At 55.3% G+C, this 13,786-nt stretch carries 12 protein-coding genes; 10 read left to right on the plus strand and 2 right to left on the minus strand.

Annotated elements, in window-relative coordinates; all coding sequences use genetic code 11:
• Positions 1-99: 99 nt before the first annotated feature.
• From Poly59_RS22745 to Poly59_RS22775, 7 genes are all read left to right on the plus strand, one after another.
• A complete protein-coding gene (locus Poly59_RS22745; protein ID WP_246151868.1) occupies positions 100-1,632 on the plus strand; it encodes a glucan biosynthesis protein in 1,533 nt (510 codons plus the stop codon).
• A gap of 83 nt (positions 1,633-1,715) precedes the next feature.
• Positions 1,716-2,849, plus strand: a complete 1,134-nt coding sequence (gene carA / locus Poly59_RS22750) for a glutamine-hydrolyzing carbamoyl-phosphate synthase small subunit (protein ID WP_146536404.1) — start codon at positions 1,716-1,718, stop codon at positions 2,847-2,849.
• A 63-nt stretch (positions 2,850-2,912) separates the two neighbouring features.
• The gene (locus Poly59_RS22755; protein WP_146536405.1) at positions 2,913-4,211 is read left to right on the plus strand and encodes a hypothetical protein; all 1,299 of its coding nucleotides are present in this window, start codon (positions 2,913-2,915) and stop codon (positions 4,209-4,211) included.
• 220 nt (positions 4,212-4,431) lie between these two features.
• The gene (greA, locus tag Poly59_RS22760; RefSeq protein ID WP_146536406.1) at positions 4,432-4,908 is read left to right on the plus strand and encodes a transcription elongation factor GreA; all 477 of its coding nucleotides are present in this window, start codon (positions 4,432-4,434) and stop codon (positions 4,906-4,908) included.
• Between the two features lie 76 nt (positions 4,909-4,984).
• The gene (locus Poly59_RS22765; RefSeq protein WP_146536407.1) at positions 4,985-5,704 is read left to right on the plus strand and encodes a hypothetical protein; all 720 of its coding nucleotides are present in this window, start codon (positions 4,985-4,987) and stop codon (positions 5,702-5,704) included.
• Positions 5,625-7,304: a phytoene desaturase family protein gene (crtI, locus tag Poly59_RS22770; protein WP_146536408.1), complete on the plus strand. Its 1,680-nt coding sequence runs from the start codon at positions 5,625-5,627 to the stop codon at positions 7,302-7,304. Before Poly59_RS22765 ends, crtI begins: the two co-directional genes overlap by 80 nt.
• A 488-nt stretch (positions 7,305-7,792) precedes the next feature.
• Entirely contained in the window at positions 7,793-9,178 is a 1,386-nt protein-coding gene (locus Poly59_RS22775) for an IS4 family transposase (RefSeq protein WP_146536409.1), read from the plus strand.
• A 22-nt stretch (positions 9,179-9,200) separates the two neighbouring features.
• Here Poly59_RS22775 and Poly59_RS22780 read toward each other — a convergent pair whose 3' ends face one another.
• A complete protein-coding gene (locus Poly59_RS22780; protein ID WP_146536410.1) occupies positions 9,201-9,740 on the minus strand; it encodes a hypothetical protein in 540 nt (179 codons plus the stop codon).
• Between the two features lie 435 nt (positions 9,741-10,175).
• On the opposite strand from Poly59_RS22780, the gene Poly59_RS22785 reads away from it, so the two are divergent.
• The 3 genes from Poly59_RS22785 (at position 10,176) to Poly59_RS22790 (ending at position 12,612) form a co-directional block, all read left to right on the plus strand.
• Positions 10,176-10,868, plus strand: a complete 693-nt coding sequence (locus Poly59_RS22785; RefSeq protein WP_146536411.1) for an outer membrane protein assembly factor BamB family protein — start codon at positions 10,176-10,178, stop codon at positions 10,866-10,868.
• 673 nt (positions 10,869-11,541) lie between these two features.
• Positions 11,542-11,706, plus strand: coding sequence for a hypothetical protein (locus tag Poly59_RS29730; protein WP_186776458.1), 165 nt, complete (start codon positions 11,542-11,544; stop codon positions 11,704-11,706).
• Between the two features lie 72 nt (positions 11,707-11,778).
• Positions 11,779-12,612, plus strand: coding sequence for a PEP-CTERM sorting domain-containing protein (locus Poly59_RS22790; RefSeq protein WP_146536412.1), 834 nt, complete (start codon positions 11,779-11,781; stop codon positions 12,610-12,612).
• 330 nt (positions 12,613-12,942) lie between these two features.
• Here Poly59_RS22790 and Poly59_RS22795 read toward each other — a convergent pair whose 3' ends face one another.
• Positions 12,943-13,644: a transposase gene (locus Poly59_RS22795; protein WP_146536413.1), complete on the minus strand. Its 702-nt coding sequence runs from the start codon at positions 13,642-13,644 to the stop codon at positions 12,943-12,945.
• Between the last annotated feature and the right edge of the window lie 142 nt (positions 13,645-13,786).

The raw sequence follows: 13,786 nt of genomic DNA on the forward strand, positions 1-13,786 counted from the left end.
AGGCGTCCCTGTCAGCTCAAGTCATGCGTTCCCCTGCGTATTGGAACAACGGTTTGTTTGCTGATCTCGTTATTCGCAAGCAACGTTGTGAGAGGCCAAGTGACGGCCGAATCACCTGGATCACCCTCGGCATTGATGCTGGAACAAGTCTCGACTTTCTCGCAAGTTCGCTCGTTCAGCGATCTGGATTCACTCGCCGGCGACACGGCCGCTCGCGAATTTGTCAATCGTGGTCCGATCCCGCCAGCACTGGCTGCGTTTAGGTATGACGACTACGTCAAGATTTCTTACAAGCATGAAAAAGCAACTTGGTGGGACAACGATTCGCCTTTTTGCATGGAGACGTTTCACCAAGGATTTGTACAGCGAGATCGGGTGTGGTTGTTCGCATCCGAGCGAGACAAGAACCGATTGATTCCGTTTTCGACGGACGACTTCAACTACGACCTTCCGGATCTTGATTTAGATTCGATCGCAGGTGCTGGTCATGCGGGAATCAAGTTGGCCGGGCGAATCGGCAATGAATCAGCCCAAGAGTTTTTGACGTTCCTAGGTTCCAGCTATTTTCGTGGTCGTAGCGAACGATCCTTGTACGGTGCTTCGGCGCGAGGTTTGGCGGTCAATGTTGCAACCGATGGCGCCGAAGAGTTTCCTTTCTTTCGCGCGTTCTGGGTTGATCAGCCGAAACCTGGCGACACGTCGATCACCATTCGTGCGTTGTTAGATAGCACGTCAGTGGCGGGTGCTTACGAGTTCATTTTGAAACCTGGCACCGACCAGACTCGGGTCTCTGTCAAAGCGTCCTTGCACTTTCGCCGCATTCCCGAAAAGTTAGCGATCGCGCCGCTAACTAGCATGTGGATTTGGGGCGACGGCTTAGCAGGCCCGCCAAAGGATGACCGACCGGCCTGTCACGATTCGGATGGTTTATTGATTCGAACTGGCGACTTAAAAAACAGCGATTGGACGTGGCGTGCGTTTTCTCGCTCGCCGTATCCATCGGTCAGCACCTTTGCAACCGACAAGTTGATCGGTTACGGAGTGATGCAACGGAACACGTCCTTCTTTCACTTTGGCGACTACAACGCCAAGTACAACGAACGTCCTAGCGTGTTCGTGACACCGGCCAAGAACTGGGGCGCCGGTCGAGTCGAGCTGTTCGAGTTGCCCGGTGCCCACGAGGGGATCGATAACATCGGGGCGTACTGGATTCCGGACCAACCACCGACGACTGACAAACCGCTGCGTCTGGAATACACCGTCGACTTCTTTCGCGGTGACCACGGTGACGAGTCCAACGTGGCCCGGGCGACGTCGCTAGAAATTGACCGATCGGGAAAATCGATCGAAATGTCAGTCCGTTTCGCGGGTGGCCAGATCGACAAAATCGACTCCAAAGCCAACGTCGAAATTCAGGTCAAGACGATTCGTGGCGAGGCGATACGCAAAGATTTGCAGAAGACAAAAACCGGCGATTGGTTGATGACGTTGGCCCTGGAACCCGAGGAAAAAGCGCCAATGGAGGTCCAGGCGACCCTGCAATTGGACGGCAAAACGTTGTCGGAAACGTTTGTATACCTGTGTCCGCACCAAGAGCCCGAATTCGTGTATCCGGACATTTACACGCGTTAGACGCTGCCTCTTATCAAAAATAGAGATTCCACGTAAACTGGCAGGGAAATTTGCTCCCCATCAAACGCCCCCCGCGGACTCTCATGCCACTCGCAAAACTTGCTCTCGAAGACGGAACGATCTATTGCGGCGAATCGTTCGGCGCCGTTGGTGAAGTGACCGGCGAGGTCGTTTTCAACACCTCGATGACAGGGTACCAGGAAATCCTGACCGACCCCAGCTATCGCGGCCAAATCATCACGATGACCTACCCCGAGATCGGCAACTACGGCATCAACGATGAAGACGTCGAACACAGCGTTCCAGCTCTGTCCGGTTTCTTGGTTCGCCAACTGAGCCGAATCCACAGCAATTATCGTTCGAACACCGATCTGGATTCGTATCTCAAGAAGCACAACGTCATCGGTCTTTCCGGTCTCGACACACGAGCGCTTGTCAAACACATTCGCGACGCTGGCGCGATGCGTGGTGTCTTGTCGACCGAAGACCTGGACGACGCGTCGCTAGTTGCGAAAGCCAAAGCGGCTCCTAGCTTGGTCGGCCGCGACATCGTTCAAGAAGTGATGTGTAAAGCAACGACGACTTGGGACGAGCGGCTTGATGCTTGGACCGAAACCCAGATTGGTTCGGCCGTCGATTCCGGCAACGGTGCTCACGTGGTCTGCATGGACTTTGGCATGAAGTGGAACATTCCACGTCACTTCGCGTCGCGCGGTTACCGCGTCACGATCGTTCCGGGCAACACGTCCGCGGCCGACATCATGAAACTGAATCCCGACGGTGTGTTCTTATCCAACGGCCCTGGCGACCCCGAACCACTGGACTACGCGATCAAGACAATCGCCGAACTGCTGGGCAAGACGCCGATCTTTGGCATTTGCTTGGGCCACCAATTGCTGTCGCTTGCCTGCGGTGCAAAAACGTTCAAGTTGAAGTTTGGGCACCGCGGTGCGAATCAGCCGGTGCAAGATTTGACGACCAAAAAAGTCGAAATCACGACCCAAAATCATGGCTTCGCAGTCGATGCGGACTCGATGCCTGATGACTTGGAAATCACTCACCTGAACCTAAACGACAATACCGTCGCAGGCGTTCGTCACAAAAAGCACCCGGCATTCAGCGTCCAATACCATCCGGAAGCCGCTGCCGGCCCGCACGACAGCCATTACCTGTTCGAACGGTTCCAGGACCTGCTGTCGGCAGCCGCGACTAGCTAGCAACCCGCTAGCGTCGCCGAAACGACGTTGACCTCGGCCCCGTCGGCTTGTTAATCGAGAGACTTGAGTTTTGTTTCTCAGTTTCTGACAAGTTTGACGATCTCGCCGGTGTGTACAGCGAATCCTTGCCGTCTCTCATCCTCTGCGCCGATCCCTGCGATCGCGTCCGGGCTGGCATGTGGACTTTTGCTGCTGATTTCTGCCGCCGGTTGCAGCAACCGTGCTCACCGCGACGTGTACGCCCAGCGGATGATGTCGGAATCACGAGTACTCGAAGACCAACTGTACCAAGCGGACTACGAAAACCGCATCCTGCGCGACCGGTTGGAACAATATCAACGCAAAGTCGCCGCCGCACGAGTCCCCACTCCGTCGACGATGCGACCGCATGATCATCCGGCCGCGCTCGGCGGATCAGCTAGTTCAATGCGAAATTCGCTGCCGCCGGCACCCTACGCCGATCCCGCTGCCGACTTGCCGATGTTCGACATGGGCGAAGGTCTGGAAGCTGACGAATACGAAATGCCAATGTTTGACGAGGGCGACCCCGTCGATGCAGGTACGATCGATCCGGACACGATGGGCGCGCGAAATGATGAAACGAGCGAGGAAACGTCCGATGGCGATTCATACGAAGGCATTCTGCCCGAACCAAAACCGAAGAATCCCAACGCACTTCGCGATCCTGAACCACTCGGTGCACCGTCACCTGTGCCGGATCCTCGTTCGACACCGAATACCGATGACATCCACGCCGACGACATCGACGAATCATTCCTTTTGCCAGCACCCGGTGGCCCGGTTCCGCCTGGCAAGAAAGACCTGATGATTCCGCCGATCGAAGAGGGCGAAGTGCTGCCACCACCACTCGACGGAAAACAAGCCAAACCGCCGGGCCAGATCATGCTGCCCGATGCGTTACAGGCCGCCCAGGGCTTGCCCGAGAAACTGCAAATTCACCCGGTCCTTTCGGTCGGCCATCACACCGATGGCGAACTGGACGGAGCCGTGATCGTAGTCAATGCGATCGATGCGACGGGACGCCCGGTCGACATTGCCGACTTTGACATCGAAGCCGAACTGTCGGTCGTCGTCCTGGACCCGTCGCGGCCCAGCGAAGACGCGATGATTGGGCGATGGGACTTCGACCGCTGGCAAATCCAAGCCTTTGTCCGCCAGCATCCGGTTTCCGGTCTGCACGTGCCGATCCAGTGGAAAGATGAAATTCCCAACGGGGAAGACGTCGTCGTCCACGTTCGCTTGCGAGGCGAGGACAACGATATGCGTTGCGAAAGCGAGCTGCGGCTGGCGGAAAAGGAACCGATCAGCGACTGGACTCCGCGAGCACGAGCCCTGCGTTAGGAGCCCGAGTGAGGGCACTGCGATAGAAAGCTGCGGCATTCAGAAAACCGCACGAACCTGGCTGTCTTGACGCCGCTCTTTACACGCAAGCGGCCAGCAGCGACAATGTTGGATTGAGCCAAACATTCGTTTCGGCTGTAAACTGAAATCTAGAAACCTTTCTCTGCACCGGGAAAGGTTTTCTTTTTGTTGAACGTCAAAAAACTTTAGGAATGGTGGGATGATCGAATCGGTACCCATGACACGAGCCGGCTACAACAAAATCAAGGCCGAAATCGAACGCTTGGAATCGGAAATTGATATCTGCACTGAAAAAATCGCCGAGGCACGCGCCGAAGGTGACTTGAAAGAGAATGCGGAGTATCACGCTCAGCGAGAAAACCAAGGCATGTTGGCGGCCAAAGTCGCGCAGCACAAAGACAAAATCGCCCGCGCTTCGATCATCGACATCGCGTCGCTGCCTAAGAACGAAGTTGTCTTTGGCTGTACCGTTACGGTTGAAGACGTGGCCTATGGTGACGAAGAACAGTTCACGCTGGTCGGCGCCGGTGAAGATGATGTCAACGCCGGCAAGGTCTTGGTGACCAGCCCGTTCGGGCAAGGGTTGATTGGCAAAAAAGTTGGCGAGACGGCCGAGATCGACGCCCCGGCCGGCAAGTTAAAGTTCAAGATTCTAAAGATCGAATTCTTGGACTGACCCGTCGAAACCAAGTCGCGGCTTGCACGTTCCGGCAAGACGTCGTTTCCACCGACAAAGACGCAAACAGAATCCCGTGACTGAATCGCCCCAACCGACCGACGAGCAAACTCCACCGGTACACGAATTGACGGCCGAGGAGATTGCGGAAGGCCCCGGTTGGCTGCCGGCCTGCTTGGCGGGCGGAGCGTTACTGGGGATTGCGTTTTTTGTCTTCTGTGGTGTTTCGACGTGGTACTTGTTTCAAAAGCGAACCGAGTTTGCGATCCGGACGTTGCGCGATGCCTACATCCCCGAACTCGAACAGAGTTTGCTGGAACCGGACGAGAAGTCCAAGGTGATCAAGCAGGTCACCAAATTGGTCGACGAGATGCAACGCGGCAAGTACGAGAACTGGCAATCGGCCGGCATCCTGCAGCGGCTGCAACGGATGCCAGTGATCCAGTGGGGCGAACTTTATGCGGTCGATGCATTCGCGCAAAAAAACGCCAGCAGTGAAGTAGCAGCCGAGACCACCAAACAACTGTCTCGCCTGCGCCGCTCGGTCGAAATCGGCCGGACCACTTCGTTCGATTTCGAGGATGTCTTGACGCCGGTCTACATTGCTGACGCGAACTCGCCGAATGGACACCGCCTGAACCAACCGTTCGATGTGGATTCGATCATCGAGGTAGTCAATCTCGCGCGCGCGGTTGCCGACCGTGAAGATGTACCGGATGAAACGTTTACGGACGTGCATATCGAGTCAATCGTGTTGGATCAGATCAATTCGGGGATCGCCGAGGGCGGCTTCTAGCCCTACGATTACAGATCGTTCTGCCCTTCACCCACAGACTTCTTCTTGTTTGGGAATGTCGACCGTGTCTGCTCGCAAAGTCGTAGTGGTTGGCGCGGGCCCGGGCGGCTTGGCAACGGCGATGCAACTTGCGCACGCTGGTTGCGATGTGACGCTGCTTGAACGAGCCGACCGAGTGGGCGGGCGAACGTCGGCGATCGAAGCCGACGGATTTCGATTCGACATCGGACCAACTTTCTTTTTGTACCCGCGAGTGCTCGCAGAGATCTTTCAATCAGTCGGTCGCGACCTGATGGAGGAGATCCCGATGACGCGGCTGGATCCGCAATATCGACTAACCTTTGCCGCCGGCGGACAACTCGATTGCACGGCCGACATGGACGAAATGGATCGTCAGATCGCGAAGATCTCGCCCGCCGATGTCGGCGCCCTGCGGCGATACATGGACGACAATCGGGTCAAGCTTGCCAAGTTTCGGCCGATCCTTGAATCGCCATTTAATTCAGTACTGGATCTGATGCGGCCATCGCTGTTGGCGGCCGCGCCGCATCTGCATCCACTGCGATCGCTTGGCACAGAACTCGAACGTTACTTTCTCGATCCACGATTGGTGATCGCGTTCGCATTCCAAGCCAAGTACCTAGGCATGTCGCCGTACCAGTGCCCCAGTCTGTTCAGTATCCTGTCGTTTCTCGAATACGAGCACGGTGTTTGGCATCCGCACGGCGGATGCAGCCGAGTCAGCGAACGAATGGCAGAAATCGCCGAATCAATGGGAGTGAAAATTCACCTCAGCGAACCCGTCACGTCGGTCGAAATGCAGGACCGCCGCGTCACGGCGCTACACACCGACCAAGACCGCTACGACGCTGATGCCTTCGTCGTCAATGCGGACTTTGCCAATTGGATCACGACCACGATTCCGAACAGCTTTCGCAAACGATGGAGTGATGAGAAGTTAGCGGCGAAGAAATACTCATGCAGCACATTCATGCTGTACCTTGGCATCGACGGCGTCTACGAAAACCTGCCGCATCACAACATTCACATCGCCAAAGACTATGCACGAAACTTACGCGAGATCGAAGTCGACCACGTGCTCAGCGACGATCCATCGTTCTATGTCCAAAATGCGTCGATCACCGACATGTCGCTGGCACCGCCCGGACAAAGCGCGTTGTATGTCTTGGTGCCCGTCACACACCAGCACGAGAATGTCGATTGGTCCCTCGAGTCGGACCGTTTCCGAAACTTGACGCTCGACAAGCTAGCCGCGATTGGGTTGGATGGCATTCGTGATCAGATTCGATTCGAGCATCGGATCACGCCTGACGACTGGCACAACGACTACTCGATCTACAAAGGAGCCACGTTCAACCTGGCACACAATCTGGGCCAGATGCTGCACAATCGGCCACACAATCGATTCGAAGAACTCGACGGCGTCTACCTAGTCGGTGGCGGAACTCATCCGGGCAGCGGCTTGCCAGTGATATACGAATCCAGTCGAATCAGCAGTCGATTGCTACTCACCGACCTAAGAATCAACACCGATTTTATGTCAGCCGGAGCAAACGAGTGCTTTGACCGTCCGCGGTAGTTCACAGGCTCGAACGCCCACTCCGGTGCCAGACGATTCCCCACAAGTCGTCAAACCGCGTGACCATCGGACCGCGTTTCTCAAGTCGCAACAACGCGTGGGGCGTTGCCCACGCGGTTCAAACTCAACGGATGGACTTTGTGGGTATCAGTCGGCACCGTTGGTGCTACCGCTACCCGAGTCCACTGCCATCGAGCTGGAAATCGCACGCGTTCTGCTCCGACCGACCGGCAAACCACGCCACCGGGCGCTCAGCCCGCCTTCAACGAGCCACTACAGGAAGCGTAGGAATCGAAAAGGCGTCAGGACTGAATGGCACGGGCGTAAAGGTTGAACAACGACGGGTAGTTCGTTTTGGTTTTTGCTGGCGCTAGCTGTAGTGATAGCAAAAGGACGCACGCATTTGTCGTGCCTGCGACGGATGAAATGCATGGCAGAAACCTGTTGAATGGAAGGTGTAAACGTCAACCGTCCAACGAGGTCCTGCCATGCGTCCTGAGTTTAACGAATCGGTTTCGGATGTGCAGCGCAAGCTGCAATCTGTCTCCTCACTGGTACTTGATTTCTTGCTTCCCCAAACTGAAGTGCTACGGATTTGCGAGGAACTCGAATTTGGGTTTCGAGATCGTGTCTATAACCCGATGGTGGTTGTTTGGATGTTCATTTCACAAGTTCTCTCAGCGGATCACAGTTGCCAGCAGGCCGTCTCGCGGTTCAACGCTTGGCGTGTTGCCCGCGGACTGATGCGAGTCAGTAGCGAGACCACGTCTTACTGCAAAGCGCGCTGCCGACTACCTGAAGAACTCTTCGAGCGACTGCTGAGTTGGACGGCACTGCGGTGCGAACAAGCAACCAATGATGCGTGGCTGTTCCGCGGGCGCATTGTCGAAATGGTCGATGGCTGGACGGTGACGATGGCCGACACGAATGCGAATCAACAGGCGTATCCGCAGATGAAGAGCCAGAGGCCGGGATGCGGATTTCCGATCGCGAGAATGGTCGGAGTCTTCTCGCTGGCCACCGGCGCGATCGGCTTCGTTGCGTTGGGTCCGTTCCGAGGAAAGCAAACGGGCGAGACATCTCTGCTGCGAAGCATTCTGGATCGTGTTTTGCCGGGCCGAATCCTACTTGCCGATCGCTATTACGCCAGCTTTTGGTTGTTGGCGCAGAGCGAGATGCGCGGCATCGACTTGGTCGCTCGTGTGCATCAGCTTCGTTTGGTCGACTTTCGCCGCGGACTCAAGCAGGGCTGTCTCGATCAATTGGTCGCTTATCCCAAGCCCGGTCGACCAAACTGGATGAACCGCGACGAGTACCGGCTATATCCCGATTTCATTTTCGTTCGGCACTTAACGTATCGCGTCGAGCAACTGGGCTTTCGCACGCGCGCGATCACGCTGGCGACAACCTTGCTCGATGCCGAAGTTTACCCGGCCGAAGAGCTTGCCCGTCTTTACAGCAGACGATGGCAAGTTGAACTGCACATTCGCAGCTTGAAATCACAGATGCAAATGGACCACCTCCGGTGCAAGAGTCCGCAAATGGTTCGTAAAGAAATTCATTGTCACATGATCGGCTTCAATTTGGTGCGAGCAGCGATGCTGGCGTCAGCCCTTAAATTCAAGCAGTGCCCAACGCGGCTGAGCTTCGCCGGCGCGATGCAGGCAATCGACGAGTTCGCATCGAGCTTGCGTCTGCGGTCGGGGCGGCGAGAAGAACAGTGGGGCAACCTGCTTGAAACGATCTCGGAGTTAACCGTGGGACACCGCCCAGGGCGTCAAGAAAAACGAGAACTCAAACGCCGGCAAAAGAACTACAAACTGATGACGACACCACGCAACCCGAACCGAAACCGTTTCGCCACAGCAGCTTAAGCTTACGCCCGTGCCATTCGTGTCAGGACTCTTTGTTAGAGAAATCAAAGGCCTCAGACGCCTTCAAAGATTCCTGACACCTTTGATTTGGCCCGTCACCTCCAGAGAAGTCACCTTCAATGTACGCGCGAACGACTTGTTGCTGGACTTGCCACCGCGTGTCGAAACTGAGTCGCGATTGTCGAGCGTGAAAGCGAGCGTTGCGGCCAGGCGAACCATCGGTAAAAATCGTTGTCGTATCGAACGAATCGGTCGAACCAATCGCGTCATAGTCTTTGATCAAATCTGCTTTGACATAGCCGCCGATCTTCATTGCCACGTTGTCACTGACAATGCTGATTCCACCTTCGAATTCGGGAAACATATTGAAGCTATTGGCCAAGCGAGAGCCAGTGTCAAACTGGTCCGAACGAAAATCGCTCAGCGGACGATTCTCGCGATAGAAAGGACTTAAATTGTCCTCGTTTGTAATGGAACCGGTAAACGAGTTCGTCGTTACCCACTGAACGGGTATCACGGGTTCGTCGATCAGTCCGGCCCAGTAGACTGCTGATTGATCCAAGGCGTCCTGTGAAGGCGTCCTGTGAAGGAGTCGTGGAGCGATCGACGGTCTCGGAAATCGAAGGCAACCGTATGGGAGCGGGAGCTTGTCCGCTTGCCAGATCACTGAACACCAGGAACGCGGCGACAAGGAAGATCCTTTTCGGTTCTATTCCTCCCCAACACATTCAACGTCCATCACGATTTGCTTAGCCCGACATCGCGTCGAACAAATTGAGACTCAACGCCGGATACCAACTGCAAACGAAAGCGGCGTTTCTCTTTTATCGATACGAAAGTGTGCCAAGTTTAGCGAAAGTAGGAATTAAGTCGACTAAGAGGGGGAGGTCGCCTTTGCTTGTTATGAGGCGTGATAAAGCCTTTCAGCCACAAGATGTTTCTGTCCGGGCATCGGATGCTCTCCAAGTCGTGGTTCTAGCTGAAAAATAGGCTATCAGTGTCGTTCCCCACAAAAAAGACCCCCGTCCCCTTTGTTCGTCTCGGCCAAGTCTATGCCGTTCGTGCGACCCGCAGTGGCCTTGTCTCCTGGGTGACTCCGTTCGGCGAACCGTTCTACTCCGAATCGTTGATCGTCGAAGACCAAGTCATGCTGGTATCCGCCTACGGCCGTGTCTTTTGCATGAATGTCGAAACGGGTGATTTGTCGTGGAACGCCCCCGCAACCAACATCGCTCGCTTGATTGGCGGAATCGGTGACCATGTCTATGCCGTAACGATGGGCGGATCGCTGACGGTGTTGGATCGGAAAACGGGAGCAACGGTTTCAACATTTGCAGAAGTTCGACCGGGTCAGGCGTTAGCCAATCGAGACACGAACCGACTGTATTTGGTCAGTGATTCGGGGGCCGTTCAGTGCCTGCGGCCGCTGAATTCACCATTGCCTAAATTCAACACGACGCCGGATCCAGAGCCGGTGGTGGAAGAAGAAGTCGAAAAGGTCGAGGAAAAGGAACCTTCCAGCCCATTCGATGCAGGCGGAATGGATCCCTTTGGCGCGGGCGGCGATCCGTCTGGCGCCGGTGGTGACCCGTTTGGTGCCGGCGGTGGCAACGCGGATCCGTTTGGTGCCGGTGGCGCCGGCGGCGACGCAATGGCCGATCCCTTCGGTGCCGACCCGTTCGGAAACTAAGCGATACGTCAGGCTTCTTTAGCCTGACCAAGATACTGTGTGTATCAGGATAGAAAGCCTGACGTCCATCTTGTTAGGGATCGCGCGGGAAATAAGCGTCCGGGACCTTTTCCCGCGACAGCTTCATCAGCGTAAGGTGGGCGTGAACCCGGAGTATCTTGCGCCGATCCTAGCTCGGATCGGGTTGGACGTGGCGGGCTAGTGTGACGTGGTCTCCAGATTCGGCCGGATGTTCAAGCGGGCCGCCGGCACGCCGGAGAGCTTGGCTCGGGAAGCGATCCGCATCGGTCAGCGCTGACTGTGCGCGAGCGAGAATCCGCTGCCCAAGGCTTGTAAGGGCCGGACTTTGCCGTCGCGATGTGCCTTGGCGCCAGTTCTGTCTCGATAAGTTCACGATCGAGCCTAGATCGAAGCACGCAAAGCAGATCCAGATATTGGGTGGCTCCATCTGCCCCGCTTGGATGGGGCTTGGGAGCATGGGAAGACTAACAAATCAAACCTGTGGGGTCAATGAAGTTTGGGTGGCCCCTTTTGACTCCTTTTGACTGGCCCCTTTTGACTGGGTGTGAAGTTTCGGCTATGGAAGTCAGCTCTCGACAAACGATCATCGCCTTTCGTAACTCCCCAATTTCTTGGGTCAGGGTTTCGTTATCCACCTTGGCGAGGAAATAACATGAACGAGAAAGTCACTCGCGGACTGCAAGCAAAGCACGCAGATCACGACGCAGGTTTAAAAATGGTATGGCGGCTCAAATTTGGCTGTGGTGATCCGACATCAATCAATCTATATTTGTGTTTCTCAACCGTCGCGGGCGATGAGTGGTCACGTGGACCCTAGCGGAAAAACACACGTTGAAATTCAACCATAAAGAAAGTTTCCACCATTTTTAATTCGGGGAGAGTACACAACATGAATAAGACATATTTGATGATGATCATTGCGGGCTTGATAGTCTTAGGGTCGCTAATGAGTTCGGCTCAGGCAGGCATGATAATCTACTCAGAAAACTTTGGTAATTTGGTTGACCAAGCACCGCTAGTCGCTTCCGATGGTAACGCTTCACTTAGTTTTGGTGCCAATGCTACGATTGGGGACACGAATGCGGCTGGAGATGCCGCAGCAGGCGGTATTTATGCCAGTGCCGGCGCTACTAGTGGGCTATCCACACGAAACGGTGTGCGTGGATATACCACGGTAGCCAATGCGGGCTTTACAACTGCTTCAGGATCAGTTGGGCAACTACACACGCACACCGCCAACGGTTTCGGTGTACTTTCCACGGGCCCCATCACGACAGTGAACGGAGTCGGCAATCAACCTACTCCGATTGTTCTGTCATCACCGGCTGCAGGCGATATTATCCGAGTCGAATTTGACATGTACGTTCAAGCGACCAGGACTCTCACAACTTCATTGGGAGTGAACTGGAACTTGAAAGATGCTTCATTCGCCGTGATTTCTTTCACTGACACTTGGAATGACTATGCCAATGCGATGGTAGGAGATGTGATCGCAGTTCAGAAGGATTTGACCATCACGGAGGCTATGATCACAGCGGGCTTGAATTCAATTGGTCCTCAGTTCACTTTCGGTAACAATTCTGGCGATGTTGCAGTGAACACCGCGTTCGCCCAAATCGACAACTTCACGGTCGAGCACATCACTGCTGTTCCCGAGCCATCTTCTTTGGCATTGATCGGTTTAGGCTTCATCGGCGTTGTCGTTCGTCGCCGTAGGAAGTAGATCGAAATCGATTTTGAAAAGAATAGCCCTGCCGGCGACGGCAGGGCTTTTTTGTTTGAACGTACCAAGTTTCGTGGAAGGCGATCAGTGCTACAGATTCGCGGCTGGCCGTGGAAACGAGGGCCAAAAGGGGTCAGGTCTCTTTTCTTTCCTGTCGCTGCTCGATTCGTGCTTTAGGACGTCCTCGCGGACGCATGGTTGACTCTAGATTCAACCTCCTGGCGATCGACTCTACCCATCCCTCGTCGCCAAGCGGGCGGCCTCGGTGTGCGGAAAGTCGCACGGCGTCGAGCTCGTGTTGGCTCAGTGGCTCGGAGGGTCCAAAAGGGGTCAGGCCTCTTTTCTTTTCTGTCGCTGCTCGATTCGTGCTTTAGGACGTCCTCGCGGACGCATGGTTGACTCTAGATTCAACCTCCTAGCGATCGACTCTACCCATCCCTCGTCGCCAAGCGGGCGGCCTCGGTGTGCGGAAAGTCGCACGGCGTCGAGCTCGTGTTGGCTCAGTGGTTCGTTAACCCTTTGAGTCCACCGTGGCAATCTTGGCAGCGGCCAGCGCGAGAGCAGTTTTGGGTCCGGCGGCGAGCTCTGCATCCAACGCCACAGCGATCCCCAACGCCAGCGTTCTGCCCGGTCCACCAATCCGGCTCGTAGAGCATTGCGTTCGACGTAGCGACAGACCACAAAGAAGTGACCGTCGTCTTGGATCGGAAAGCTCTTGTACCGCTGTTGGTAAACATGGCCCAATCCGCTGGTCTTGTAGTGAGCGTGGTACCGCATCGTGTGGGTTCCGCCGACCCAACCCATGAATCGACTCATTTCACCGTCAACCAACGGTCGCAAAACCAAGTGGTAGTGATTGGGCATCAGTTGGTAGCTGAAGAGCTCAATTTGATGAATCTGCAGGGCCTCTTGGAGGATCCGCTCGAAGGCAGCGAAGTCCTCGTCCTTTTTGAAAATGTCAGCTCTGAGGTTACCGCGATTGAGTGCGTGATAGAGCCCGCCAGCTTCGTCAGCTCGAGGAGGTCTTGGCATCGTGTTACTCATGTTCGGAGAGGAAAACGGAGTTTAACAGGCCGCGGCAACACAGAAAAGAGACCTGACCCCTTTTGTGATGACCCCTTTTGTGATGACCCCTTTTGTGATGACCCCTTTTGTGATGACCCCTTTTGTGATG

Source organism: Rubripirellula reticaptiva, assembly GCF_007860175.1.
Classification (GTDB): domain Bacteria; phylum Planctomycetota; class Planctomycetia; order Pirellulales; family Pirellulaceae; genus Rubripirellula; species Rubripirellula reticaptiva.